This is a genomic window from Spirosoma fluviale (assembly GCF_900230225.1).
Lineage (GTDB): Bacteria > Bacteroidota > Bacteroidia > Cytophagales > Spirosomataceae > Spirosoma > Spirosoma fluviale.
The window spans coordinates 47,801-74,413 of sequence record NZ_OCNH01000010.1 but is presented as its reverse complement, the minus strand read 5'-3'; the positions used below and the strand labels follow the sequence as shown (position 1 = coordinate 74,413).

General features: G+C 51.2%; 25 protein-coding genes. 13 read left to right on the top strand and 12 right to left on the bottom strand.

The window, feature by feature from the left end; translation table 11 throughout:
- Window positions 1-49: 49 nt before the first annotated feature.
- Both CRO74_RS30460 and CRO74_RS30455 read left to right on the top strand, forming a co-directional pair.
- Window positions 50-3,433 carry a DEAD/DEAH box helicase gene (locus tag CRO74_RS30460; protein ID WP_097131985.1) on the top strand — a complete coding sequence of 1,128 codons (3,384 nt, stop codon included), beginning with the start codon at window positions 50-52 and terminating at the stop codon, window positions 3,431-3,433.
- A gap of 134 nt (window positions 3,434-3,567) precedes the next feature.
- Window positions 3,568-3,870, top strand: a complete 303-nt coding sequence (locus CRO74_RS30455; RefSeq protein WP_097131983.1) for a hypothetical protein — start codon at window positions 3,568-3,570, stop codon at window positions 3,868-3,870.
- 148 nt (window positions 3,871-4,018) lie between these two features.
- On the opposite strand, the gene CRO74_RS30450 is transcribed toward CRO74_RS30455, so the two are convergent.
- Window positions 4,019-5,815 (bottom strand): M61 family metallopeptidase, encoded by a 1,797-nt coding sequence (locus CRO74_RS30450; protein ID WP_097131981.1) that lies wholly within the window; start codon window positions 5,813-5,815, stop codon window positions 4,019-4,021.
- Between the two features lie 198 nt (window positions 5,816-6,013).
- Here CRO74_RS30450 and CRO74_RS31860 point away from each other — a divergent pair, with 198 nt between their 5' ends.
- Both CRO74_RS31860 and CRO74_RS30440 read left to right on the top strand, forming a co-directional pair.
- Window positions 6,014-6,220, top strand: coding sequence for a type II toxin-antitoxin system prevent-host-death family antitoxin (locus CRO74_RS31860; RefSeq protein ID WP_097131979.1), 207 nt, complete (start codon window positions 6,014-6,016; stop codon window positions 6,218-6,220).
- A complete protein-coding gene (locus CRO74_RS30440; protein ID WP_097131977.1) occupies window positions 6,217-6,603 on the top strand; it encodes a type II toxin-antitoxin system VapC family toxin in 387 nt (128 codons plus the stop codon). Before CRO74_RS31860 ends, CRO74_RS30440 begins: the two co-directional genes overlap by 4 nt.
- A gap of 85 nt (window positions 6,604-6,688) precedes the next feature.
- On the opposite strand, the gene CRO74_RS30435 is transcribed toward CRO74_RS30440, so the two are convergent.
- A complete protein-coding gene (locus tag CRO74_RS30435; protein WP_097131975.1) occupies window positions 6,689-7,120 on the bottom strand; it encodes a VOC family protein in 432 nt (143 codons plus the stop codon).
- A 206-nt stretch (window positions 7,121-7,326) separates the two neighbouring features.
- Here CRO74_RS30435 and CRO74_RS30430 point away from each other — a divergent pair, with 206 nt between their 5' ends.
- The 3 genes from CRO74_RS30430 to CRO74_RS30420 all read left to right on the top strand — a co-directional run bounded on the left by CRO74_RS30430 (window position 7,327) and on the right by CRO74_RS30420 (window position 10,020).
- Window positions 7,327-8,445, top strand: a complete 1,119-nt coding sequence (locus CRO74_RS30430) for a glycoside hydrolase family 18 protein (protein ID WP_097132182.1) — start codon at window positions 7,327-7,329, stop codon at window positions 8,443-8,445.
- Window positions 8,446-8,530: 85 nt separating this feature from the next.
- Window positions 8,531-9,271, top strand: a complete 741-nt coding sequence (locus tag CRO74_RS30425; RefSeq protein ID WP_097131973.1) for an SDR family oxidoreductase — start codon at window positions 8,531-8,533, stop codon at window positions 9,269-9,271.
- A 158-nt stretch (window positions 9,272-9,429) separates the two neighbouring features.
- Window positions 9,430-10,020 (top strand): DUF308 domain-containing protein, encoded by a 591-nt coding sequence (locus CRO74_RS30420; RefSeq protein ID WP_097131971.1) that lies wholly within the window; start codon window positions 9,430-9,432, stop codon window positions 10,018-10,020.
- A 36-nt stretch (window positions 10,021-10,056) separates the two neighbouring features.
- Here the strand turns inward: CRO74_RS30420 and CRO74_RS30415 are convergent, their stop codons facing one another.
- The 3 genes from CRO74_RS30415 to CRO74_RS30405 all read right to left on the bottom strand — a co-directional run bounded on the left by CRO74_RS30415 (window position 10,057) and on the right by CRO74_RS30405 (window position 13,236).
- Window positions 10,057-10,623: an antibiotic biosynthesis monooxygenase gene (locus CRO74_RS30415; RefSeq protein WP_097131969.1), complete on the bottom strand. Its 567-nt coding sequence runs from the start codon at window positions 10,621-10,623 to the stop codon at window positions 10,057-10,059.
- A gap of 425 nt (window positions 10,624-11,048) precedes the next feature.
- Complete coding sequence (locus tag CRO74_RS30410; RefSeq protein WP_097131968.1) at window positions 11,049-12,158, bottom strand: alpha/beta hydrolase; 1,110 nt, start codon at window positions 12,156-12,158, stop codon at window positions 11,049-11,051.
- A 34-nt stretch (window positions 12,159-12,192) separates the two neighbouring features.
- Complete coding sequence (locus CRO74_RS30405) at window positions 12,193-13,236, bottom strand: proline iminopeptidase-family hydrolase (RefSeq protein WP_097131966.1); 1,044 nt, start codon at window positions 13,234-13,236, stop codon at window positions 12,193-12,195.
- A 255-nt stretch (window positions 13,237-13,491) separates the two neighbouring features.
- Here CRO74_RS30405 and CRO74_RS30400 point away from each other — a divergent pair, with 255 nt between their 5' ends.
- Window positions 13,492-14,052, top strand: a complete 561-nt coding sequence (locus CRO74_RS30400; protein WP_097131964.1) for a cupin domain-containing protein — start codon at window positions 13,492-13,494, stop codon at window positions 14,050-14,052.
- A 61-nt stretch (window positions 14,053-14,113) separates the two neighbouring features.
- On the opposite strand, the gene CRO74_RS30395 is transcribed toward CRO74_RS30400, so the two are convergent.
- Entirely contained in the window at window positions 14,114-14,839 is a 726-nt protein-coding gene (locus tag CRO74_RS30395) for a hypothetical protein (protein ID WP_097131962.1), read from the bottom strand.
- A 182-nt stretch (window positions 14,840-15,021) separates the two neighbouring features.
- On the opposite strand from CRO74_RS30395, the gene CRO74_RS30390 reads away from it, so the two are divergent.
- Window positions 15,022-15,558 (top strand): GAF domain-containing protein, encoded by a 537-nt coding sequence (locus tag CRO74_RS30390; protein ID WP_097131961.1) that lies wholly within the window; start codon window positions 15,022-15,024, stop codon window positions 15,556-15,558.
- A 266-nt stretch (window positions 15,559-15,824) separates the two neighbouring features.
- Here CRO74_RS30390 and CRO74_RS30385 read toward each other — a convergent pair whose 3' ends face one another.
- A complete protein-coding gene (locus tag CRO74_RS30385; RefSeq protein ID WP_097131959.1) occupies window positions 15,825-16,679 on the bottom strand; it encodes a DUF2911 domain-containing protein in 855 nt (284 codons plus the stop codon).
- A 306-nt stretch (window positions 16,680-16,985) separates the two neighbouring features.
- Between CRO74_RS30385 and CRO74_RS30380 the strand changes: the two genes are divergently transcribed.
- Entirely contained in the window at window positions 16,986-17,429 is a 444-nt protein-coding gene (locus CRO74_RS30380) for an energy transducer TonB (RefSeq protein WP_097131957.1), read from the top strand.
- Window positions 17,430-17,547: 118 nt separating this feature from the next.
- Here CRO74_RS30380 and CRO74_RS30375 read toward each other — a convergent pair whose 3' ends face one another.
- The 3 genes from CRO74_RS30375 to CRO74_RS30365 all read right to left on the bottom strand — a co-directional run bounded on the left by CRO74_RS30375 (window position 17,548) and on the right by CRO74_RS30365 (window position 20,520).
- Window positions 17,548-18,339: a 3-keto-disaccharide hydrolase gene (locus CRO74_RS30375; RefSeq protein ID WP_097131955.1), complete on the bottom strand. Its 792-nt coding sequence runs from the start codon at window positions 18,337-18,339 to the stop codon at window positions 17,548-17,550.
- Between the two features lie 97 nt (window positions 18,340-18,436).
- Window positions 18,437-19,810, bottom strand: a complete 1,374-nt coding sequence (locus CRO74_RS30370; protein ID WP_097131953.1) for a DUF4403 family protein — start codon at window positions 19,808-19,810, stop codon at window positions 18,437-18,439.
- 164 nt (window positions 19,811-19,974) lie between these two features.
- Window positions 19,975-20,520 (bottom strand): DinB family protein, encoded by a 546-nt coding sequence (locus CRO74_RS30365; RefSeq protein WP_097131950.1) that lies wholly within the window; start codon window positions 20,518-20,520, stop codon window positions 19,975-19,977.
- A 121-nt stretch (window positions 20,521-20,641) separates the two neighbouring features.
- Between CRO74_RS30365 and CRO74_RS30360 the strand changes: the two genes are divergently transcribed.
- The 3 genes from CRO74_RS30360 (at window position 20,642) to CRO74_RS30350 (ending at window position 23,103) form a co-directional block, all read left to right on the top strand.
- Window positions 20,642-21,667, top strand: coding sequence for a S66 peptidase family protein (locus CRO74_RS30360; RefSeq protein WP_097132180.1), 1,026 nt, complete (start codon window positions 20,642-20,644; stop codon window positions 21,665-21,667).
- Window positions 21,668-21,766: 99 nt separating this feature from the next.
- Window positions 21,767-22,003, top strand: coding sequence for a DUF3820 family protein (locus CRO74_RS30355; protein WP_097131948.1), 237 nt, complete (start codon window positions 21,767-21,769; stop codon window positions 22,001-22,003).
- A 152-nt stretch (window positions 22,004-22,155) separates the two neighbouring features.
- On the top strand, window positions 22,156-23,103 hold the full coding sequence (locus CRO74_RS30350; RefSeq protein ID WP_097131947.1) for a hypothetical protein: 948 nt from the start codon (window positions 22,156-22,158) through the stop codon (window positions 23,101-23,103).
- A gap of 76 nt (window positions 23,104-23,179) precedes the next feature.
- Here the strand turns inward: CRO74_RS30350 and CRO74_RS30345 are convergent, their stop codons facing one another.
- Entirely contained in the window at window positions 23,180-23,575 is a 396-nt protein-coding gene (locus CRO74_RS30345) for a DUF2147 domain-containing protein (protein ID WP_245878033.1), read from the bottom strand.
- A 298-nt stretch (window positions 23,576-23,873) separates the two neighbouring features.
- Window positions 23,874-26,594 carry a M14 family metallopeptidase gene (locus CRO74_RS30340; RefSeq protein WP_097131945.1) on the bottom strand — a complete coding sequence of 907 codons (2,721 nt, stop codon included), beginning with the start codon at window positions 26,592-26,594 and terminating at the stop codon, window positions 23,874-23,876.
- Window positions 26,595-26,613 lie beyond the last annotated feature (19 nt).

The following is a 26,613-nucleotide window of genomic DNA, read 5'->3' as shown; positions in this document are numbered from 1 at the left end:
ATAGCCAATATTGGTATTTACCGTTGAAAAGTACAGGAAAGTATCACCAATGCGACAATCTTCTGAAAATAGCGACAACACTAACTTTACCTACGATTACCGGCTGGACGCTGTCACGGTGCCGACCTTGACGGATAGTCTGCTGGCCATGCATAGCGGGGGCTTCCTGACGTCGGCAGACTCCTACGCCGACATTATCCCGACCAGTATCAGCGTCGATCAGGGAACGTTTACGACGGCATCGCGGGTGGCTTATTTTCCGGTCGTTGTCGTTCGGCAGACGGCCGATGCCCTGCTGGTGTCCTGCACCTGCGAGGCTACCAAAACCAAACTCTGCACCCATCAAACGCAGGTACTATCCAGCCTGATTGGTCGGCGGGAGCTGCGTATCTTTTTCGACCCGGCCATTCGGCACGAAGCGATCCGGCAGGTAGCCAGTGATTACGGACTGGAAAACGAAGCCCGACCGGACGATTTTTTCCGACTGGATTACGACAACAAAACCATTACCATTCGCCCCAAAAGGGACGAACTCATTCCATTTACCCCGGCCGACCGCGAACGCCTGACCGCGAGTTTGCTCCCGAAAACCACGCGACAGGGGCCGATGATGGAGGAGCTTTCGCCCGGTCAAAAACGGATACTGGTGTTTACGAAGCATCGGTATTACGACAACTTCTGTCTGGAGCTTTTCGATGTGGCAACAACCAAAGACGGTAAGCCCAAGAACCCCTTAACGGACCTTCAGCCACTTGACCTGCTACCTAAAGTCGACAATCTGAATGAAGTCAGATTCTTTTCGGCAGTGGCTAAATTTCAGAACCATCACCGAACGAAAAACGAAGAGATTGATCTGGAAGGGTTACGGCTGGTGGCGGGTAATCCGTCGAAACTGGCGGTTTACTACCATTCCAGCCGCGTTTCGGAGAATATAACCGCCCACTCGCTTGTTCCGATCAAACTGGCCAGCCTGAAAACCGACCTTCGGTTAACCGTTCAGTACGTCGACAGTTTTTACGAGGTTTCGGGAAGCGTCACGATCAATGGGGCAACGCATGGCCTGCACACCCTCACGCTCCGGTACGATTATTTTATTTTGCTCGACGATACGCTGTACCTGATCGACAACCCGGCTCACCTGCGCGTTATACAGTTTTTCAACAAAAAGAAGACCAGACTAGCCATTCACCAGTCGAAGTACGACCTCTTTCAGCAGACGGTATTGTCGGAACTGGAAGATCAGGTTTTAATTCAGTACGCGTACCTGAAACCGGCCACCCCCAACCAACTGGCGCAGCAGGGTTTCGCGGAAGAACGGGAGCGACTTATTTATCTGTCGGGTACGGAGAATTATGTGTTCCTGACGCCGGTGATGAAGTACGGAAACGCCGAAGTTCCGGTGCTGTCCAAGCGGCAGATTCAGGCCGTCGACCGCAAAGGGAAACCGTTTTCTGTGGCGCGGGACGAAGCCGCCGAAGTAGCGTTCACGATGGCTGTACTGGCGGAGCATCCCGATTTTTACGATCAGCTGAACCAGAGCTATTTCTACCTGTACAAAAAGCATGTACTCGATGAAGGCTGGTTTCTGGACGCTTTTGAGGCCTGGACCAGCCAGGGCATTAAGGTGTTGGGTTTCAACACGCTGAAAAACAACAAACTGAATTCCAATAAAGCCAAAGTTTCGGTGACGGTGAGCAGTGGCCTCAACTGGTTCGAAACGGCGCTGGGACTGTCGTACGGTAAGCAAACAGTATCGCTCAAACACCTGCATAAGGCCATCAAAAACCGCAGCCGGTTCGTTACGCTCGACGATGGAACGCAGGGCCTGCTTCCTAGCGAATGGCTCGACCGGTTTTCGGCCTATTTCCAGGCGGGCGAAGTTGTCGACGATCGTATCCGAACCCCCAAAGTCAACTTTCAGAGCATCCGTGAACTATATGCCGAAGAAGAACTGCTGAATGACGTAAAGGATCAGTTGGCGCTGTTTGCGAAAGGGTTCCGGGATTTTACGTCCATCCGTCCCGTTGCGGTGCCGGGCGAGCTACAGGCTACCCTCCGGGATTATCAGAAAGAAGGATTAAACTGGCTGAACTTCCTCGATGAACTCGGCTTCGGCGGTTGCCTGGCCGACGATATGGGCCTTGGGAAAACCGTTCAAATCATCGCGTTTATTCTGTTGCAGCGCACGAAAAACCGGCCTAATACCAATCTGGTCGTTGTACCTAAATCGCTGCTCTTCAACTGGCAGGCCGAAGTGGCCAAATTTGCCCCCAACCTCCGCATACACACCTTTTACGGGGCTAATCGTGGCCTGACCAAAAAAGAGTTCGATCAATACGAAATTATCCTGACCTCGTACGGTACGCTCCTGTCCGACATTCGTTTTCTGAAGGAATACCCGTTTAATTACGTATTTCTGGACGAATCGCAGGCTATTAAAAATCCCGAGTCGCAGCGGTACCAGGCCGCGCGTTTATTACAGTCCCGCAACAAGATTGTGCTGACGGGTACGCCCATCGAAAACCACACCTTTGACCTATACGGGCAATTGTCGTTTGCCTGTCCGGGTCTGCTGGGCAGTTACAACCACTTCAAAGCGCATTACTCCACGCCCATCGACAAATTTGGCGATTACCAGCGTGCCCGCGACCTACAGAAGAAAATCAACCCGTTCATCCTCCGCCGAACCAAAGCCCAGGTGGCAACCGAACTGCCCGAAAAAACAGAAATGGTCCTTCACTGCGACATGGGTCTGGAGCAGCGCCGGGTGTATGACGCCTACGAACTGGAGTTCCGGAATTACCTGCTATCGACCAAGGAAGGCGATATCCCCCGTGCGAAGCTACATGTGTTGCAGGGGCTCACGAAGCTGCGCCAGATCTGTAATGCCCCGGTGCTACTCAACGACGAAGAATTTTACGGTAACTCGTCGGCGAAGATCGACGTGCTGATGGAGCAGATCGAAAACAAATCGCCAAATCATAAGATCCTGGTCTTCTCGCAGTTCGTGACCATGCTCGACCTGATCAAAAAAGAGCTGGAAACCCGGCAGATCGGGTTTGAGTACCTGACCGGCCAAACCAACGACCGGCAGGCTATCGTCAACCGGTTCCAGACCGACGACAGCGTTCGCGTATTCCTCATCAGCCTCAAAGCGGGCGGGACGGGGCTCAACCTGACCCAGGCCGATTACGTGTACCTGGTCGACCCGTGGTGGAACCCGGCGGTCGAGAACCAGGCCATCGACCGGAGTTACCGGATTGGGCAAAAAAAGAATGTGGTAGCCGTTCGGCTGATCTGTCCCAATACCATCGAAGAAAAGATTCTGCTCCTTCAGGAGACCAAGCAGGAACTGGCCGATAAGCTGGTTAGAACTGATACAGCCGTACTCAAATCATTATCGAAAAAAGACCTGTTAGAACTACTCAATTAATACAGATTTTTCTCTTTTCAATTCAAAAATGGAGCTATTACCTATGTTAACAAAAATAATTTATCATAAACTATAGATTTACAATAGAATTCTTATTTATCTTTACAGCGTAATACTCACCGTAACTTTTACTTATGCCTACATTAGTACATACTATTGCCGCCGTAACCGAATTAGCCTTCGTAGCGGACGCTTATCCTTACAAAAATCCAGATACTATTATTGTCATACTTAAGCCTACACTACGCGATGGGCTTCCGTTGACCAAATCCACGTTGACGTTCAATGCGGACAGCTTTACGGTTGAGGCCGTACTGGAAGCGTACGAACGGGAAGTCGTTTCGTTTTTATCAAACACCTTACGAACGGCCGAACGGCTTTTGGCCAAATCAACGCGGACTACGTTAGCACCCTTCGCGCCTTTATGTCTAAACTAGAAAATCTACTTAAAAAACTACTACCATAAAACACTAAAAGTAAGTTGACAGGTACGTCATTTAGTCATGCCTGTATAGAGCTCCTAGTAAAAATTTATACTGTTGACAGGCAAGGCGAGCTACGGATGTAGCTCGCCTTACTTGTTTTTTAAAGATTCTGCTGCCAAGTCTCCCGCAGTTTGATCTGCTGGGGTGTCGCCTGCGGGTCGAGTTGAAATTTGTACTTCTGCACCACTTCCTTTTCCTGAACCGTACCCTTAGCCTTCAGTTCCTGCCCATTTCGTCTGACGGTCAGCTCATACACATCGCCCACTTTCTGCTTTTTCAACTCATTTTGAATGTCGCTGAACGTTTCCAGCGTTACGGGTTGGCCATTGTAAGCAACCCACTCGTCTTTTTCCTGCAAACCTGCTTTGCGCAACGAGTCGCTCAGACTTGTCAGCAAAAACTTATTATCGGCAAAACCGGCCCCCATGCCCATGTAAGGTGCTTTCTGACCCGTGTTCACACTGGGCATGTAGGTAATCCCCAGCTTCCCGTAATAGTCACTAAAGGGCAGCGATTCGGTCGCTTTTATGTACCGATTAAAGAAATCGGCGATTTCGGGATACGTCTTTTGCGTGAAAATGGTAAAGAATTCTTTTTCAGGAAATGCCTGATTGGGTCCGTAGGTTGTGGCCAGTTCGTTGATCACTTCGCGCAGGCCGCGCTTTCCGTTCGATAGTTCCAGCAAACGAATATCCAGCAGACCGGCCACCAGCGCCCCGCGAGCGTAAATGTTACCGTATTGCCGCTGGCCTTCGTCGGTATAGCAGGTCAGGCCCAGTTTACTCAGGCTGTAGGTTGTATCCAGGCTTTTGTCGTACGCTATTTTCTGGCTCAGCTCGTCAAAATACGTTGGCAGGTCCATAATCTTGCCTCGCAGTTGCATGGCATCGCTGGCCCACTCGGTCACGCCTTCGTAGAGCCAGAGGTGTTCGGAGGGCGTGGGCGTTACGAAGTTGAACTGCTGGATGATTTCGCTGTGAATGTTGAGGGGCGTTACAACGTGAAAGAACTCATGCGCGGCAATCGATGTCATGTTATCGGCCAGCTTCTGAGAGAATTCCTCTTCTTTGATCACGTATTCCGAACTGTAGGAATGCTCCCACGCGCCCCAATCCTGATCTTCGAAGTGGTACAGAAACGTGTACCGTTTTACAGGCAACTGCTTTAAAAACTGACCGGCGGCATTGAGCATCGACTGCATGTTGGTGAGCAGTTGATCGGATTTGATCTTGTCGCTTTTCGAGTAGGTGTACACGTCGATCTGCGCCCCCGCTACCGTAGTGGTTGCTTTTGTCAGGCGGCCCAACAGAATGGGCGAGTCGACAATGCGGTCGTAATTAGCCGCCGTAAAATACCCTTTTGCGTTTTTCTCCAGCGCCGTCCCCACCGACCATTCGGCCGGGTAGTTGAGTTTTACGTCGATGGGTGCATCCTGCATACCGGTGGGAAAGCCAAAAACACCCTGCCCGTTAATGAGCACGTGGTCTTTTTCGATGGACGTGCCACACATGTTGTACGGCTTATGCTCGTTGACGGGTGTATCCCAGGTTTCGGCGATGCTGTACTGCACCGTCCGCACGTTTTCGGGTTTATCGAACTGCCATTGGTTGGTCGACACCTGCTGCGTTTTCAGTTCGCGGCCTTTGGCATCGAATGCTTTGAACGACCGCACATACCGGCCAATGTCCATGATCTGATAGGTACCGGGAGCAGTGGACGCGAACTGGTAAACGGCATTGGCTGCCGTCAGGCCGCTCACCCGCAGCGTCACCTTAAACTGATCATCGGCGCGGTCGTTGAGGTTTACTTCGTACACCAGTGGCGTAGTGGGTTTGGCCGTTGTGAATTGAAAAAGGAGTGTGCTGGATGCCAGAAACAGCAAGCGTAAGATCTTCATAAATGGTCTGTATCAACGTAAAGCGGCAAGTTAACCGAACCCACAAAACGGCTAAAGACAGATAGTTTTTACGGAAGTATTACGGGATAAATGGCGCTGGTGCGTCTGGCAGGTAGGCGTAAAATGTCGGTCTGGTTGGCTTTCGGTATCTTCCTAACCTGCCTTTAAAATTAGTATATTTGTCAAAAGCCTTTCTTCATGAAGACAGCCGAACTTAAAATAAGTGTCGTCAAAGAAATTGCGGAGTTATCCGATGAACAATTTATGCAAGTGTATGACGACCTGATGCGTCTTTTGCATGCCTCCGACAATAAACCATCCTTTGGCAGTGCGAAAGGGCTTGTCACATTTATGGCTGACGATTTCGACGCGCCACTGAATGACTTTAACGACTACATGCCGTGAATCTGTTATTAGATACACACACGCTTATCTGGTATCTGGAGGGCAGTCAGGAATTGAGCGTAAATTGTCGAATCGCCATTGAAAACCCGACAAATAAGATCTTTGTTAGCGTTGCCTCCTTTTGGGAACTCGCTATTAAGCTTAGCATTGGCGGGAAAATAGAGCTATCTGTTTCACTGGATCAATTGAATGAGTTGGTTCGCAGAAATAATATCAGCGTTTTACCTGTTCTGGTTGCACATACTGTCATAGTTCGCTCGCTGCCGTTTTATCATAAAGACCCATTTGACAGGATAATTATTGCTCAGGCAATGAGTGACGACATGACTGTTTTAAGTCGGGACGGGCACTTCAGTTCCTACCCGATTCAGGTTGTTTGGTAACTCGTTTTCGTTGCCCAACAATTAACGAGGAGCCGTAGAAGCAGGCAATGTCTGCTTCTACGGCTCCTCGTTATATCATTCTTCCCTACGCACTAACTTCCGAAGCGGGTTGCTCCTGCTGGATGTAGCTGGGGTCCATGTACATGGTTTCCCAGAGGTGGCCGTCCAGATCCTGAAAGCCGTGGCCGTACATGAAGCTGTGATCCTGCGGCTCGTTGGGCGTGATGGCCCCGGCGGCTACAGCTTTGCTTACCCACTCATCCACCGCTTCCCGACTCTCCGATGAAAGACAGATAATCGCTTCGGCACTTTTGGTGGTATCCGAAATTTCTTTCTTCGTGAAGCTTTTAAAAAACTCCTCGACCAGCAGCATGACGTAAATATCCTCGCTGATAATCATGCAGGTGGCTTTTTCGTCCGTAAACTGTGGGTTGAAACTGTACCCCAGGCGGGTAAAGAACTCAATGGATCTGTTTAGGTCTTTAACGGGCAGGTTTACAAAGATTTGGGTTGCCATACGTAGTTGTGTTTAGTTGTTTACCAGACAAAAATACCAGCCCTGGCGCGAATGGAAGGTGTGTAAATGCGGCAATAAAAGGGGTAATTGCGGCAATTATCCGCTTTCTTACACAGGGCCGTAAAACCATGAACCCAGACTTTCCTGTAGAAACTCCCGTGTGCCAACCTATGGCCTTTCGTTACCTTCATAAACCTGCTTTACTCATGATCCGACCGGTATATGCTTGCCTGCTTTTCTCCTTCATCCTACTGCTAACGGTGGCGTTCAAACCCAAATCAACTACCAAACCCATCGTACTGGCTTACGTGGGCGGCTATCGCGGGCTGGTCGATGCGGAGAAAATTGCCGCCGAAAAAATCACGCACATTAACTACGCCTTCGTCGATGTGCGCAGGAACCGGGCGTGGCTGCATAATCTCGCTACCGACTCCACCAATTTCAGGAAACTGAACCAGCTCAAACGACGCAACCCCGACCTTAAAATTCTGATTTCCATTGGCGGCTGGGCCTGGAGTGAGAACTTCTCCGATGCCGTCGTGAGCGATACAGGTCGGGTGGCGTTTGCTGCTTCGGCCGTCGACATTGTCCGGGAATACCAGCTGGATGGTATCGATATCGACTGGGAATACCCCGGCATGAAAGGCGAAGACAACGTTTTTCGGCCGGAAGACAAAGAGAACTTCACCCTGCTGTTCAAATCCCTGCGCGAACAGTTGAACGGCCTGAAAAAGCAAACGGGCAAAGACTACCTGGTTACGACCGCTTTGCCCGGCTTTGAGGCCATTTTTACGCATACCGATATGGCCCAGGCGCACCAATACCTCGATTACATCAATGTGATGTCGTACGATTTCTTTACGGGCGGGCCGCTGGCCGGGCATCATACAAACCTGTATGCATCGGGTAAAGTCGACAATGAAAGCTCCGGCGACCTGTCGGTGAAGCGGTATGAGCAGGCGGGTGTTCCGGCCAATAAACTCCTGCTGGGCATTGCGTTTTACGGTCGGGCGTGGCAGTTGAAGGATGGCAATCCCAAAGCGCATCCCAGAACCATCACCCAAGTGGAACGGGGCGGGGGTTACACCTTTATCAAAGATAGCCTCCTCACCAACCCGGCCTACAAACGCCACTGGGACCGACGGGCCAAAGCTCCCTACCTCTACAATGCCGACCTGAAACGGTTTGTCTCCTACGATGACGAAAAATCGGTGAAGGCTAAATGTGATTACGTGAAGAAAAACGGCCTGGCGGGGGTGATGTTCTGGGAATACTTCAGCGACCCAAAGATGTATCTGCTGGATGAAATCAACCGGGAGTTATAGTAACGCGGGTGGGAACCCGCGTTACAAGTTTCATTAAAAACAAGACAACCAATTATTGATCTTTTATTGACCATCAATTTATTCCATGGATATATCCACAAATACCGTCCTCATTACGGGCGGGGCCTCCGGCATTGGCTGGGCACTGGCCGAACGCTTTCTTCAGGCAGGTAGTCAGGTGATCGTGTGCGGGCGACGAGCCGATAAACTTCAGGAAGCCCAACAGAAATACCCACAACTCCATGTTCGGCAGTGCGACGTGGGACAGGCTTCCGAACGGGTTGCCCTGCTCGACTGGGTACGCAGCGATTTCCCGCAGGTCAATGTACTCATCAACAACGCGGGCATCCAGCGACGGATGCAACTGGCCAACAGCCAGGAGGACTGGACCGAAACCCAGTCGGAGATAGCCATTAACCTGGAAGCGCCCATTCATTTATCAACGCTGTTCATTCCGCATTTGCGTGAGCAGCCCAAAGCGGCCATCGTCAACGTAACCTCCGGACTCGCCTTTGTACCGGGTGCGTTTGCGCCCGTTTACAGCGCCACGAAAGCGGCTCTGCACTCGTTTACCATGTCGCTGCGCCATCAACTTTCCAAAACGTCGATTGAGGTTATTGAACTGGTGCCCCCGGCCGTCAACACGGATTTAGGCGGAACCGGCTTGCATAACTTCGGCGTACCGGTGGGCGACTTTGCCGATGCGATGATGGCGGGTCTGGAAGCCGGCGCGTTGGAAGTTGGCTACGGCACATCGGAAACCAATCGAAAGGCGTCCCGGGAGCAGATCGACGAAATATTCCAGCAAATGAACAGCCGGTTTTAAGGACGAGAGAAGCCGTTCTGACGAAAAAAAGGAGTAGTAAAAGGGGTCTGTCATGTGTGAATGACAGACCCTTACTATTTCAATGCTTTCGCAAACAAAGCAATATATCAGTCTGTTGAGCCTCAAAATAGCAGCAAAACCTAACTGAACTCAACGTCATGACAAATCAAGAGCACAATCAGTCAACCCCCTGGGGACTTTTATCAGCAAAGGCAATTATATACGTAGCCATTGGGGTATTTATTTTCGCATTTTCCGGGTCATTTACGGCTGTTTCGGGCAGTATTCTGGCGGGGTTATTTATGCTGGCCGGTATTTTTCAGCTCCTGTTTTCGAGACGAAACAAGAGTACTGACACCTCTAACATCTGGGGCTTGATGTATGGCTTCAGCGACATCGGTTTCGGTATCGCCATCCTCATTTATTCGCTGGGCGATTCAGACAGCATTGTACAAACGCTTGCCTTCTGGGCGTTGCTGTATGCCATTTTACAATCTGTGCAGGCTATGTATTCGTTTATTGCCGCACGGGGCGGAACGAGCGCACCGCTCAAGAGTATGTTAACGCACGGCATCACAGTGCTGGTTTCGGGCGGTATGTCGTATGTACTGTTAACCTTCGCCACGGGCTTTAATGAATCCATGCACCTGTCAGGCCTGTTCACCATTGGGCTGGGTGCCCTTCTTTTTGTGCTGATCCAGTTAATGCGCGCCCAAAAAGCCAACGAGCCCGAGCATCGTGTTGGATAACTAAATTGTACCCGACAGCCTCTGGCTGTCGGGTACTTACTTATAAAGCCATCTGGCAACGAGCCGGGTATAGCGAGGCATGACCACAAACGTCATGAGCCCCACAATGAGCATACTTATCAGCAACGGCTTACCCAGTGAAACAGATAGGAAAGGAAGCGCCGAAAACAGGGGCGAAAGCAACAACGGGACAAGCACGGATAACGGAAAAATAGCTGACCACGTTAGCAGAAACTGTTTGTAAGGAGGTGCCATTTTTCTGGACTCCGGTGGAGTAAACCAAAATTCGAGCCCGGTCTTTATTTCTATCTTTTCGTCCGTGTTCAGAAACGGACGCACCTTCTCAACCATCTGCCGGCGTGTATCGGACTCCAGCCAATGGCGCAATGTGGTTTCCGACGCAAAATGAAGGACAATGGTGTATTCGTCGTTCTGTCCGTGTGGCTTAATCACGTTTACGCCCCGATGCCCGGCAGCTCCCTGCGCTAACGGCACCATTTCTCGTAACCAATTCTCATAGGCCTCAACCTGGTTTTTATACGGCCGCTGCACAATGATTGTCGTAACGGCACTTTCGACTTCAATGGGAATACTGGCTGACATAACGTGAGTTCTTTAACCGGCGATTGGCTGTACAGGTAGGTAAATCTCCGCTTTTCCGTAAGTTTTCAAGTAGCTGTCAGGCAAAAAACCACGCATTGTACCGCAAAACCGGCGATTTGTACTGGTGACCAGTTTAAACTTCCCTAAAATATGTTGAATGAAAAGTGACTTCGAGTTTGTAGTACCGACCGTCGATGCGTCGAACCGTCCCGGTCGGACGTGTATCTAATCGCTTCTTACCCGACGGGGACGGTTCGAGGCATCGACGGTCGGTACTACAAACTCGTTGAGCGTAGTTTATAACTACGCTCGGGCGTTATCCGGTCTCTGACCGGTGTACTGAGCAATTCATTTACACCGGTCAGAGACCGGATAACGCCACGACATAGTCACAGACTATGCCGAACACCTGACAAGGTACTCCCTTATTTCTTCTTCCCCCCTTTTGCCATCTCCGTGGACAAATTCTTGGTAAAGAAGGGCAGCATTTTCTGTTCGATGCGCTCACCGATTCGGTTGATGTGGTCGCCGTCGTACTCTTCGTAGGTGTGCGGGATGCTGTAATTGGTGAGCATGGCGTCCAGTATCTTGTTGTTGGCGGCTATGCTGGCATCTTTTGAGCCAGCATCGAAAGCCAGCGCGTGCAGTTGTTTGATGTTATTGATGTACTGATCGAGGGTGGCGAGGGGTGCGTTGGCCGCCCATTTCGCGGTGACCATCGGTTGGGGCTCCCCTCCTTTTACCGGCAAGTCAAGGAAGAAAGGTGCGTTCGTGGGGTTGGGCGACCACGAAGCCGCCGACGCAAACATGGCTTTCGTGCCAAAATCAGCTTTTTCCAGGTCGGCCTGCGTTTTAACGCTTTCCATGCGAGTCGCCATCTGCGGATTAGCCGAGCCACCCATGTTCGGCACCATGCAGCAGGGACTCAGCAGGTACAAACTGGAGAAGATTTCGGGGTGCTTCTGCCCAATGCGAATGGTGCCGTAGCCGCCCATCGAATGGCCCGCCAGACCACGACTGGCCGCTTGCGGAAGGGTGCGGTACTGCTTGTCAACGTAGGCCACCAGTTCATCGGCCACAAAATCCTCCCAGTTGCCAATCGTTACCGAGTTGGAGTACATGCTACCGAAATACCGGTTGTAGGCATTGGGTGTCACCAGGATAAACTCCCCCGACTTACCGTCGGCCAGCGTTTTATCGACCACGGCGGGCAGGTTGATCCAGTGTTTTGTGAAGCCGTACCATTTATCGTCGCTGTCGGTAAAGCCGTGCAGGAAATAGATAACGGGATACCGGCGTTTTTTGTCCGTTTGATAACTGGGCGGCAAATACACCGACACATCCCGGTCAGGTGAATCGCCCGCCAGATTCCCCTCCAGCCCTTTGCCGTGTACTTTTATGCGTTCCACCTTCCCGGCTTTGAGTGGGCTGTCCTGGCTATAGCCGGGTGTGGCGAAAAAGATACCCAGCACAAGCAGGGAAAGGATTACACGAGTTAACTGTGTCGATTGGCGATTCATAGACTTAACGTTCATGGCGGTAGAAGAACGGGAAAGGCTGTTTTTACTTTCACAACGCCACCTTCTTCTCCCCTTTATCAACTCCTTTTATGAATTTGATCAAGCCGTTCATATACGTCTTCTGGTCGTCGTACATGGACATGTGGCTGCCGTTGGGGCAATAGAGGTAGCTTCCGTTGGGCAGTTGGGTGGCCATCCATTTCATGTGCTCCGGGTCCATGGTGTCGTACTGAGCACCGATGGTTAGGGTGGGCACGGCGATTTTCGGGAGGTCGGCTTTGCGGTCCCAGTTGGTGAGTTTGCCCGCTATACCAAATTCGCTCGGTCCCTGCATGGTTACGTACAGCGACTGGTTTGATTTGCCCAATGCGCGGGTCATGGGTTCGGGCCACTGGTCGAGGGGTAACCGGCAGATGTGTTTGGCGTAGAAGTTGGGCATGAGGAGTTCCATGTACCGGGGACTCGTATACGCACCCCGGGCTTCGATGTCGTTGACTTCCTTCACCACGGCGGGGTCCATCTGTTTGGCCAGCACGTTATCGGCATACTTACCGTAGTCGGGGCAACTCGACATCATGTTTGAGATAATCAGCCCCTTTAGATTCTTGCCATACTTGAGGGCGTATTCCGTCGCCAGAATACCACCCCACGAGTGGCCCAGCAGGTAGAAATTGTCGGGCGTTAGATTCAGAGCCGCCCGCACCTGCTCCACTTCCTCCACGTAGCGCGGCAAATCCCAGAACGTAGTATCGTTGGGATTATCGGAGTTGCCCGTTCCCAGTTGATCATAGTAAATAAACTCGATACCTTCGGCGGGCAGAAAGCTCTCCATAACTTCAAAGTATTCGTGCGAGGCACCGGGTCCACCGTTGAGAAGCAGCAGTTTGATTTTCGGGTTGTTGCCGAAGCGTTTCGTCCAGACCTTGAAGTTGCCTTTGGGCGTTTTGATCGGTACAAAGCGCATCCCGCCGGTGGCTACTCCGCTCGTATCGGACGTAAAATAGCTTTTGAGGGTTGTCGTATCCGTTTCGGACGACCGGCACGACCAGCTTAACGCAGCCGCACAAAGAAGGAGCAGGCAGAGGTATTTCATAAAGGATTTGGCTAGAGATGAGAGCGTCGGCAAGTATACACACAGCCGGGCAGAACTCCTGCATTTTATGCTCAAAGCATGCCCGGACGTGAGTCTCCGACAAATGAACAAACCGATAGATAAACCATCGGAAAACTCGATTATCGGATGGCGTACCTTAGTTAACAGTCACTTGTTCAGCATCCTTTTCATGCTCTCCACCTCGTTAATTCCACCATTTTCAACTCAGCAAACAACCACTAACTGGTTAAAGTGATGAACAGAAACCAATTTATGGCAGCTCTCTCCGCGCTGGCAGCCGCGCCATCTGTGGCACTTTCCGGATTCAAAAAAAGGCTTCTCAACAAAGGCTTCAAAGTGAGTGCGGGCGAAGGTCGTAAACACGGTCATCTAAAACTCAAAGGGGTTAACGTCAATATTCTTGATGTAAAGGTTTCGGGGAGCGATACCGATGGCGGTCTGGCCATTTTCGAGCAAACTTCGCTCTCACCCAAACGCGGCACACCGTTGCATGTCCATCCGGATCAGGACGAAGTTTTCTATGTAATCGAAGGCGCTTATTATTTTCAGGTAGGCGACGATAAATACAACCTGAAAGCCGGTGACAGCATTTTCCTTCCCCGGAAAGTACCTCATGCCTGGACCCAGGTAGCCGACAGAGGCAAGATGATCGTGGTATTGCAACCGGCGGGCAAACTGGAGGACTTCTTTGTCAGTCTGGCGGGCATGGATCATGACCCTACTCAGGAGGAAGTAACTAAGCTATTTAGTGCTAACCAGATGCAGGTAGTTGGCCCTCCCTTAAAGGTAGACTGAAGCTGCGGAAAGTGATTTACCAACCGCCCTGCCCGGTTGGTAATTTCGGAACGAAGCGTGCTTATTGATTTGACTGGTTAACCGTACTTACGTTGCTGATACCACTCTGGTAAACATTTACGGTATTGGTGCCGAAGGAAGACCCCAATGGAGAAGACTGGATGATGGTCAGGCTGTTTGCTTCACCCAATTGAGTAGCCTCTTCGGCGTTAGTCCCCGCCGGATTGCCGAGTACGCCTTTAATCAGGTTTCCCTCACCGTACTGGCTCGTTGTCATACTGTTGTTGTCGCCCACTTGCAGAATCCGGCTTCGGTTGTTGGAACCATCAATGTAGATAGTTGTCTGATTGTTGGTGCTCACGGCACTGGCAGGCCCGGCAAGAACAACACCCGACACAGAGCCCTGCGTAATGGTAGCAAAGTTATCTCCGCCCCCTGTACTGACGTTTTGCGTAATAATGGCCTTGTTGTCGGAAGCGCTTACCTGCCTGATAACGCCATAGCTGCCTCCGGTTCCGCCAGAAACCTGCGTAATGGTAGCCTGATTATACGCTGCGTTTTGTCCCTGGCTAATGATAGCCTCCGAATACCCAAATCCTTTCTGGCTGATGGTTGCAAGCTGGTCATTGCCCTCCTGGCTAACGGTGGCTGTCAATTTGCTGCCGATCTGGTTAACCGACGCGTTTTGCGAAGTCCCGATCTGGCTCAGGGTAACGGTGTTGTTTTGCGCGAAAGAAGTCGTTGCAAGAACAGCGTAGGTTGAGAGGCTTAAGATAAATGCTTTCATAAAAGTTTACATGAATGGATGAGTAAAAATCATGGCGAAAGCGGGCAGGGCGCTTTCTGCCATAACTCACTACATCAGCCCAATAGCCATGCACTTGCTAAATAAATGACAGGTTTGGCTGTCTTTTTATTCTGGAGTTCGTTTACCTAGTCATTCGGTAAACATCGGGTAGACTAAGTACTATGATTCCACTACACACGTTGTCGGCAACCGTCGACGAACTCATTACAGCAGGTCACTCCCCCGCCGATACGCTCAATAAGGTTGTTGAGTGCGTTGGGACAGCCCTAAAGGCAGATCGATGCTTCCTCTATGTCCGGCAACCCGATCAGGGTCTGGGGCGAACGGCGTTTTGCTGGCGAAAAAATGAGAGCATCCCCGACAAAAACACGATACAGCCCAACTGGCAACCCGATACCGATGCGTTACCGGCCGAGGACCCGCTGATTCGGGCGGGACTGGGCATGAAGCCGTCGGTTTATGTCGATGATGTTAACACCGCCGGACCCGAGGTACTGAACCGACAGTTTGAGGAGAAGACGTTCGGTCACCGGGCGTTAATTCACGCGCACATTCAGCGGGACAACAAGCTGTGGGGGATTTTACAGCCCTGTATGTTTGGCAGTCCCCGCCACTGGACCGACGAAGAGAAAACCCAGATCGAAGCCGTCCTGCCACGTTTACAACCGGTAATCGCGGCCTATGTCACGTTTGCCTGAATCGTACCAGACAGCATCCCTGCTGTCGAGCCGTCAGGCAAGGTGGCTTCCAAATCCGTAAGTTAATCCATGCAATCAGCCCAGTTAACGAGCCTGAGTCATTAGGAAAATCATTTAGCCTAACGGCCAGACAGCAGGGATGCTGTCTGATACACAACTAAAGCGAAACCCCGACGGCCAGCCGTTTGCCTTAGGAAACTCATAAAAAAACAACGGCTGACCCTGTAAAGGACCAGCCGTTGTTGCTGTAATCTAATACCTGAAGGCTACTTTTTAGCCGAAGCAATCAGGTCGGTTGCCATTTTTACGTAATCCGCGTTTTTGGCTTCGGTTGCCAGGGCAACGGTTTTCTCCGCGCTGGCAATCGCACTGGCTTTCTCTTTTAATTTCAGTTCAATCCGGGCTTTCAGCAACATGATCCAGAAAGCTTTCGGATTTTGTTCCGTGGCTTTGGTTACCCAGCCAAGCGCTTGCTTCAAATCGCGATTGGTATCGTAATAATAACTCGCTGCTTCAAAGTACGCAGGCTTGTCAGATGCCAGAGAAGCTTCGATGTTCTTCACGATCGTTTGATCAATATCCGCTGTGATGGTAACCGGAACGCGGGTTTTATCCCACATGATTTCCAGCACGGCCGAGTTTGGCAGAATATCGGCGATGTTGATGGTAAAGGTTTCTACTTTGTTGGCCAGCGTAGTTGGTTTTACCTGAACCCGTACCACTTCGTTCTCTTTTTTGTAATCCCCCACGTTAGCACCCAGGGTCAGGTCTTTGGACAGCATTACTTCCCAACTGGTTTTTCCCGGAATGGTAAACAGTCCGTAAGTACCCGCCTTCACCTCTTTGCCTTCCAGCTTCACATCCGACGAAAAGGTGATTTTCGAGGTTGCATTGGCCCCCGTGCGCCAGATCTTATCAAAAGGAACCAGATCACCGAAGATGGCCCGTCCTTTCACCGCCGGCCGGGAATACTCAAGCGTAATGTCGCCTAATGCAAAACTTTGTTTGGTAGTTTGGGCCGGACTGGCTGCCGGTACTTTAAGCTGAGCGTGAGTAACCGAGAGTGAACAAAGCGTAAGCAAACCAGCTACGGCAAGCGTCGAAAAATTAAGTCTCTTCATGATGAAGGAGTAATGGAGTTAGTAGTAGTGATTTTATTTTCAGTTCGCGAAGGTACAGATTATTGCGCCTGATACGATTCTCCTGCCTGAAGTAGCTCACAGGTTTACGGCTTTTCTTTTAGCGAATGAAGAGATTGGCACTGATAAAGGCCTGATAATCTATCCCTGTCTTAAATGTAAGTGATATTGTCCCAAAACTGAGTGTTGCCCGTTTCTCCACTATCTATTTTTGATTACGTATTTAACCCGTGCAAAAAGTACCGTCACGGCTACTACGTTCCTCATCCTCTATCAATCAATAAGATCATGAATCAATTTATTCTGACCACTGTCTGTTTGCTGATCACGAGTACATTAACGTTTGCCCAACAAAACAATCTCGACGCCCCGGATTCGGATAATCTCCTGGCTAAAATTATTGAGCCGGTGCCGTCTGCTGACCAACTAACGGAGTACACTCCGCTTAACAATGTACCCTTTTTTCCGGGTGGTCAGAAAGCGCTGGAGACGTACCTCAATGACCACAGGCCCTCAAACGCTGAGCAGCGGGAAGGAACTGTTCACATCCGGTTTCGGGTAATGCCCACGGGTCAACTAACAGAAATCAAAGTAATAGAATCGTCCGAACCGCTGCTGAACCAGGCGGCCATGCAAGCGATCGTCCGGATGCCTCGCTGGTACCCGGCGCATCGATCAGGGGTAGCGGTAAGCAGTTTATATGTTTTACCTGTTACCTTTCGCTCCCGGTAGCAGAACCCTGTCCGATTGATCGATAACGGTTTATACGCATAGCAGGGGGTCAGACATGGGCATATTACCCGCACCTGACCCCCTGCCTATACCTTCGTAAGCCTCCGATTAACCTACATTAAAAATCTGTATTAGCCTGCTTTATTTCCAGCGGCTTGATCCAGATGTTGCGATACAGAACATCGTGACCTTCGGCCTGTAGTTTAATGCCGCCGGGCGTGTCGGTGATGCCTTTCCCGCCATCGTTTCCGCCGTCGATTCCTGAATTAGGCCCACCCCACACCTGACTGATCTTTTGATTGGTGTGAGCTTTTTTACCATTCAGGTAGATCGTTACCATGGCGGGTTCGGTGCGTTTGCCATTGGCGAAGCGCGCGGCCCGGAATTGAATATCATAGGCGTTCCATTTCCCGATACCGTTATATAGTTTGTAGGGTGATGGCGATTCGTTGATCACAGCCCCAAGGCCGTGCGAAGTAGTGTCACCATCGAATATCTGAATCTCGTAGCGGTTTTGCAGGTAAACGCCACTGTTGCCGCCCGGCTTGCTCACGTAGAACTCCACATGCAGCCGAAAATCGCGGAAGGCTTCTTTTGTCACAATGTCGGCGGCACCGTAAAGGCCACCCGCAGCGGCCGGGTCATTGGTGTTCATGACAGTACCGCTACCCGCCGGATCTTTTTCAATCTGCCATTTGATAGGCATGGTAGCCGCCAGACGTGGCCCTTCCCAATACTGCCATTTTTCATCGAGCATCTTCTTCGACCCATCGAAAAGTACGTTGGCGTCTTTCGGGGCTTTGGTTCCTACGCCTATCGGTTCTTTGGCCAATGGGACCATAGCCAGCGTGACAACAATGACAAATAGATCCGGGATGAAGGCGGGTAATCTGCGAATAAAGCGTTTCATTGTATGAACCATGAGTTAACGATATGCTATAGTAAGCCTTTCTATACCAAAATTTACCTATAGCGACCGAAGCTAAAAAAAATGTACAAAATAGGTTTCACAGCTGTTTTACCTGAACGCCAACCGTTGACTTAACGTATATGAGTGCCTGAATACCGTCGGGGCGAATGGCTATTTTCTGAGGCACGAACCGAAACGACTGGATGGTTAAATCTGTCTTTTTACCCGGACCTCCTTTTTCAAACGCCTTATCGATGGCCTGTGGTAGTTTGGCAATATCGTCGCCCAATGGAATCGTCAGCAGACTTTCCAGCAGTTCCCGAAGCCCTTTGTGCCAAACGGTGTCACTTCCCTTGGGAAGTGCCTTCCATGTCTCGGCATCAAAATCCAGGTTAGCAATGTGCAGGGTATTGGTCAGCGTGTCAAACTCCGGCCGCCCCCGCAGGTAGATCGTTCCATCCATCAGGCCACTTACATCGGCTTTCACGATCAATGATCGCTGACCGCCATAGACCGATACTTCATGAATGGTCAGCGAGCCAAGCACCAGCTTTTTGTTCTTGCTATTGGTCGTAACGGCCAGCATACGGTTAATGTCGGCATAGGGAATAAAACTCATCAGGTGCAGATCGGAGGTTTGCGGGACCGTATCCCGTTTCTGCAACGGTGGCAACGACGTGGGCGTATGGACGGGCTTAGTCGGTTTTAGTTCGGTTTGGGTCCTGACCGCAATTCGGACGTGGGTCGTTATCTGTTCAGCATTGCCCGTAATAGCTCCGGCCGCTACGCTGATGGGTATGGGCGTTAGCCAAAGGCCGTACTCCTTGTTGATCAGCAACGGGCTTTGCAGATCGCGCCAGATGGGTTTTACCATTTTGTCGAGCCGCAACTGCGTATGCACAGCCGAGTCAATGGCCATTTCAATGTCGGTCTTATGCCTGTCGAGGATATTTTGAACGATACGAGTTAGGGAGATTCCCGCAATTTGGGGCTGCACGATCCATTTGTAGTCTGTAAAAGTTGTGCGGCTTCCCAATCGCCAGTTGGGCGTAACACTAACGGGGCTTTTGAAATTAACGGCCAATGCACAGAAGGGCTTCTTAGGGGGCGTGGTATCCCGGCTAAAGGGTTTTGTCAGCCACATTTGCAGGGGTGCCGACAGTTTTATCTGCTGATCCACATACTCAACATGTACGGGTCCCAGGCGTTTGACCCGAAACGAAATGATGCCTCTGGTTTTCCCGTCCTTTGTCTCCTTACCGACCAGAACAGGGTCGAGTTCCTTGTTGATTTTTTCCTCCAGTTCCCGGAGCTGAAAGGTAATGGAGCCCGCCAGGTAAGACAATGTAGCGGCAATGGGCGGGTCGAACCCCTCCGCTTTGGGAGCCTCTGGTTTTACTTTCTGACATTGAGCCAAAAGTACAAGCAGGCCAAAGCCAATGAAATAACGGCAACGTAGTAGTGTTCTCATGAATGGGGAAAGCGGTCAACATCCTGACAATATGATGTTATTGAACCAGCATCTCCATTTAACTCCCGTTCTTTTCGCGATGTTTAACCGGCGTTATGTTTGCCTTAAAAAAGGGAAGCGGTGCCACGGTTCAAACCGTGGCACCGCTTATGTAATACCGCTCGTTAAAACAACTTCTCGTTTGGTGGCTTGATGCCTTTCATCCGAATGTAAATCGTACACTGCCCCCGGTGGTGGGTCTGGTGTTCGAATGCTTTGGCAAGCGCTAGCTCGCGGGTCATTTCCCGCTGGCCCATTTTCACATTTTCGGCCAGTTGCGCATCACTCATGCCTTTCACCGCATCGATCATGAAATCGTAGCTATCCATAACCGCTTTGGTCAGGGCTGCTTTCGTTTTCAGTTCGCTCATCTCCTCAAGCTTCTTGCCTTGCATGGGATTAGGCTTGCCGCTCACCATAGCCCCAAAGTTGTAATTAGCCGCCGTCAGGTGAAGCATCTGCTCGGCAAAACTGCGAATTTCGGGCGTTGGCTTGTAGTTTACACCATCCTCCGACATTACGTCGAGGTACTCCTTCGTGTACTCTTTAGCCCGCTGCCAGTCGGCGGTGAGCTGCGTAATTGTAGTCATGGGCCGTCCGGCCTGAACGGCCGAAAAAGCACACAGCAAGCCCAGCAGGGTCATTGCCAGTCGAAACGGTAGTTTACGCATCATGGGTAGATTTTGGTTCGTATCGGTAAAAGTTTTACAGGAACTGAAGCTACTGAATTTACTTGGCAACTCCTTCGTTTTCGGTTATCTTTCTGCATCGATCGATTCATCAATATCCCCCATGTCCTCTCGCCGTTCCTTCCTGAAAGCCACCACCCTGGCCCCACTACTGTCGCTGACAACAACCCAGCCACCCCTTACGACCCTTAAACCCGACCGGCTCAAACCGGGCGATACCATCGGTCTCTTTTGTCCGGCGGCCCCCGCCTTCACCCGAGAAACGGTGCAGATTGCCGAGGAGTCGCTACAGGCACTGGGGTTCAAAACCATCGTTGGGCCGCATGCCTACGACCGCTACGGTTACCTCGCCGGGCGCGACGCCGACCGGGCCTCCGATCTGCACGCCCTTTTCGAGAACCGGAGCGTGAAGGCAGTCATGGCCATTCATGGCGGCTGGGGCTGTGCGCGGCTATTGCCCCTGCTGGATTATAGCCTGATTCAGCGCAATCCCAAAATCCTGATCGGCTACAGCGATGTGACGGCACTGCTGCTGGGTATCTATGCCAAAACGGGACTGGTAACCTTTCACGGACCCGTTGCCTCGGCTACGTTTAACGCTTATACGGTCGACTGGCTGAAGCGGCTACTGCTGGAAGGCGAAACGCTGACGATGAAGAATCCTACCGAAAAAGGCGATAATCTGACCCAGGTTCAGGACCGAATTACCACGCTTCGGCCAGGACTGGCGCGGGGTCGATTGATGGGCGGCAACCTTACCGTATTAAGCCACATGATCGGGTCAACGTATCTGCCCGATTGGAAAAACGCCATCCTGTTTCTGGAAGACACCCACGAAGATGTTTACCGCATGGACCGGATGCTCAACCACCTGAAACTGGCGGGTATTCTGGATCAGATTTCCGGTTTCGTATTCGGCAAATGCACCGACTGCGGCCCCGGCAGCGGCTATGGCTCCCTAACGCTGGAAGATGTCCTAACCGAGTATATCATACCCTTGAACAAGCCCGCCTATTCGGGGGCCATGATTGGGCATATTAAGGACAAATTCACCGTTCCGCTGGGTATCGATACCGAACTGGACGCCACAGCGGGCACGATTCGCTTGCTGGAATCGGCCGTTGTGTAAGTGAACCCAGGCTTATTCTGACCAATCACCACGCTGGTAATGTACCTTTGTATTGGGCTAATAAGACGCGTTCCAACGTTCCAATTAGCCTCTATCTTTATGACAGACGACCAGCCACAAGGCAACACAGACCTCTTACGCGAGTTACTCCACTACCAGATGCCCTTCGGCAAGTATAAAGGACATCTGATTCGATCATTACCGGTTTCGTATCTGGAGTGGTTCGTACAAAAAGGCTTCCCGGCAGGCAAGCTGGGCATGCTGCTGCAAACGATGTACGAGATCCGGCTGAACGGGCTGGAGTATCTACTGGATGGATTGAGAAAAGGTAAATAGAGGGGTTACGGGGGCTGACGCGGGTATTAGGTCCTCGACGGTTCGGCCTATTTTTTCCGCGTTTAACAACGTCTACGCCCTCTCATCCGGTATTGATTGTCTGCCTCAACAACCTGCCGTTGCTTTGGTGCCAATCTTTATTCCCTACATCAATGACCTGGACAACGGCCCAACAAGACGCTTTGCAAAACGCCATTCAGCGTCGTAACGAGCGCAATATTTTACAGAACCAACTCGCGCAAACCAAAACTGAACTGGCAAAGCGACAGCAAGAACAAGCCGTTCTGCTCGACCAATGGCGGAATGAGCAAGCCGATGTCGACCGACTGAACCGCCTGAGCTGGGCGAGTTTGTACCATGATCTTCTCAATCAGAAAGAACAGCAACTTACAAAAGAAGAAGCCGAAGCCCAACACGCCCGACTCCGGTACGATGCCATTTGTGCCACCGTAATCGCCTTGCAACAACAATGTAAAGATCAGGAGAAACGGCTCCCCGGCTTTAGCGATGTAGACCAACTATATGAACAACTAATTGAGAGCAAACGGGAAGCCCTGCTCAATAGCTCGGATGCCGTGCGGGAGCAATACCAGCAACACCTGACCACGCTCATTCACAACAACCACTATGCGCAGGAGCTGACGGAGGCTAAAGGTGCGGGCATTCAGGCGCTGCAGGAAGTGAGGCAATTAGGGCAACTATTGGACGAAGCCCGTACCTGGGGCACCTGGGATATGTTGGGCGGTTCCACTATTTCGTCAATGATCAAGTACCGAAAACTGGACGAGGTCAGGGATCAGTCTCAGCAGGTAGCCTATAGTTTACAGCAGTTTCGCCGTGAATATAAAGATGTTGACTCAACCTTCCTGCCCGACTGGACATTTGACAATAACCTGACCCGGTTCGTAGACATCTTCTTCGACAATATATTCACCGACTGGTCAGTACAATCCCGGATTAACGAAGCCCGCACAACGGCTCAGACCCTGGAAGATCACCTGGTTACCGCTATTGCTGAACTTCAAAACCAGCAGGACAAATCCACTGAACAGACGAAGCAGCTATCCGATCAATTTCAGCGATTCCTGGAAACGGTTTAGATCAATTAAGGCGCGGGCCGGTCCGGAGTTCCGCGCCTAAATTGACCTACGCTATGACTGTTTTATAGCGTTAATCCTAGAATTCCTGACGAGTCATCGTGAACTTTCGGTGGAGCAGTTTGATACCTTTGTAAACCGTTACGTCTATGGCCTGTGGCCTGTACATTTGCACCTCAACACTCAAGGAGATTCCCGTCTTGGGATGAATTAAGCGTCCTCCAGACCAGACCTCTCCATCGTAGCGAAGATTATAAATCAGTAGACTATCTTTCATCAGGCCAAAGTTTTGCTCACCGGCCTGGTCAACTTCGGCTACCCTGGCAAAGTAAAGGCTGCCTTTCTTGTAAATATCAACGCTGGACCCTTTGGACGGAAATTGCCACCGGCCTATGAGTCGGTCCGCTGGCTGATCAGCTTTCGCTCCCAGCAGGAAGCAAAGCAGGAACATAAGCCATGACAGACGCCAATGCATGGATACGGCTTTTGATTTATTTGGTTTATTCACAACTAACCAGATTCTTTTTTTACACGAACGTAGAAAGGTTTTTTGAAAAGAACGCCCTAGTAACTCTACTATTCATTACCGGCAGATCTTATAAGAATGACTTCGTAACGCATAAGTTTGTTCAATATCTACGGCTGGATTTAATAATATCATCAGATAAACTCCTGACAATCAGCAATTCATTAAATTTTCACATGGCGTCAAATGAATTCCATCAAACATACCTCTCACCGGATCAGCGGCAAAAAGTAAACCCGGACACCCATTACTTCACCGGCGTAACGGGCGTTTTCCAGAACTCTGCCGACCCGTACTTGCCTTTGGCCACGTCCCCACTGTACAGCAACGAATTAAGCAGCACGCGATACGTTCCTAACGGTTGCCCGCGCCACTGCGGCCGGAAACCGTGCAGAATCACGTGCCCTTTTCCGTGTTGCACATCCAGCGATGCGGCATAGCCATGCAGGTACTTCTCGCCCAGCAAATACCCCGACCGCAACGGCGACCCGCTCAACGCAAACTTAGCCAGTGCCTGCCCTCTGAAACCATCCAGCGTAGCAAAAACGGGACTTCCCTCCACAAAAACAGCTGCTTTGGCAGGCATACCGGCCATAACCGGGTGCGTAGCGTCGGTTTCTATTTCCAGGATCGAACCACCCGTGAAGAAATCTTTACTGTTCACACCAGCCACCACGTTCTTCACGGGTAGATGAAGTGCCTCAATAGCGTAGTCGCTGCTGGCGTTCAGGCAAACAAGCGTGCCCCCCTGACTCACAAAGTTACTCAGGTTGCTGGCCCCCAATTCACCCAGTCCACCTTCGTAAGCCGGAGGCACCAGCCCTTTGGCGAAACCGTCTTTTATATTTCTGGGTCGGTCGGATGCGATCAGGATCACGTCGAAACGGTCGGACAAGTCACCGGCCAGCACATCGGTATTGGTGATGTTGACAAAAGGCATCTCAAACTGTTCCAGTACCCAGTGTGTCCAGCCTTCGTCCATGCTGGCTGTCCAGGGTTTGTACACCGCAATGCGGGGCTTTACCATAGTTCCGGCGGTGTTGGTTGTCAGTTCTGCCGTAACGCCCAGATCCTTTATCCAGGTATCTAGGGTAGCCTTTCCTACTCCGCTGATGGCGTATTTCTGGGCGTCTTTGTTGTACTTAACCGACCCACCGGCTTTCAGCGAACGGCTGATTAGTTTAAACGTATTATTCTCGGCCGGATTGACGAGGGCTACCGTTCCGGTTCCGGTCAGCCGTCCTTCGGGCGCTTTGATACCGGCCGAAACGGGGTTGGTATCAAAGCCAATACCCGTCACAAAGTCGGCGGGGTTAGCATCTTTTTTATCATCCGTTTTCCAGTCCTTCGGTGTTCCGCTGACCATCTGAATGGCCGACTTGACCTCAACGGGCAAAGGTGTTATAGCCGGAATGACATTGAGTTCAAACTGCAGCGGTAGTGTCCAGCCAGCGGCATCGTACGGCTGCTCCGGCGGACCACCCGGAAACTCACGCAAATCGGGGTACGCCTGTACGTCGAGCAGTTGTTTGGTCAGCTCGCCATACTCCTGATTCATCGGGATAACCCAGGTTCCTTTCGGGTAGTTTCGTCCGTCAAACGACACATCTTTGGTTAGTTGCCCGATGCGGATACCGTGAAAGGCCAGACGGCGGAGGAGTTCGGCGGGGCGAGCCGGATCGCGCTGTTTTTGCGGGATGAAATAGGCGTAGGGCGGTTCCTGTTCGTACTTTTTAATGGTGTTACGGCCCGACTGGTAGCGGTTGTACAGCAGCACATCGCTGTATTTAGCGGCATAATCGAGCGTAGCCAGCGACGCTGTTTCCATGTACGCCATGGCATCGCTGATACGCCACCAACCACCCGGCCACGGGCTGGAATATAGCGACTCGACCCGGAACTCGTTCTTGTCTTTCGGGAAATCGCGAACGGTATAAAAGTGGGGGGTGGCGTAGTTATACAAAGCTGTTTCGGTCCAGAAAGCCGGGATGTTCTGCAATACCGGCATGTAGTCGATATAGCCCGGATACCAGGCATCAAAGCCCGTTCCCATGTGCGTAGCGCCTTTCTGGCCGTTGCTTTCCAGCGCCTGCGCCATTGCCATACCGATCATATTCACTTCGCGGGCAATGATGGGGGGCGTTTGCGACGCGATAGGCTCGGCAAAGGGTGGCAACCAGATACGCGTCGGAAACGGTGACGTCTGGTGATGCACGAAGATGATATTCGGCTCCCACTCGCGCCAGGTACGCGCCACCACCCGCGACTCGATCATGTTTAGCATGTAGGCATCGCGGTTGTTGTCGTGCCCCACGTATTTCTGATACAGAAACGGCGGTGGAGCCACTTCGTAGGGCGTCCCGACATTCGATTTGTACCAGTCGCCAATCATCGTTTGCCCATCCGGGTTGAGCGACGGCCACAGCAGCAGAATGACGTTATCCAGAATGTTCTTCATCTTCGGATCGTCGGCTTTGCTGAGCATGTCGTACGCCAGCGAAATGGTGTGCTGTGCCCCGGCCACCTCCGACGCGTGCAGACCGCCGTCGATATGCACCAGCGGCTTCCCTTCCAGCGATAGTTTTTTTGCCTCCTCATCGGTCAGTCCGGCCGGGTGGGCCAGTCGTTGGGCAATAGCCCGGTATTTATCAATGTTATCGAGGTTCTTTTTAGCCGAGATCAGGGCAAAATACCAGGGTCGTCCTTCGGAAGTTTCGCCCACGTAAACCAGCTTTATCATGTCGCTGGCGTCATCGAGTTTCTTAAAATACGCCAGCGATTGTTCGTAGGTAGCGAGTTTAAAATCAGCGCCAACCGAAAAGCCGAGGGTTTCTTCAGGTTTGGGAAGGGCTTTCTGCTGGGCAAACGTCAAGGCGCTCGTCAGAGAAAGAAATAGCCAAAGCCCTACTCGGGAAAAATATAGACATGACGATTGGGAACACCAGTTCTGGTAACGGCGGGTTTGCATATAGTTCAGGTTGTGAATT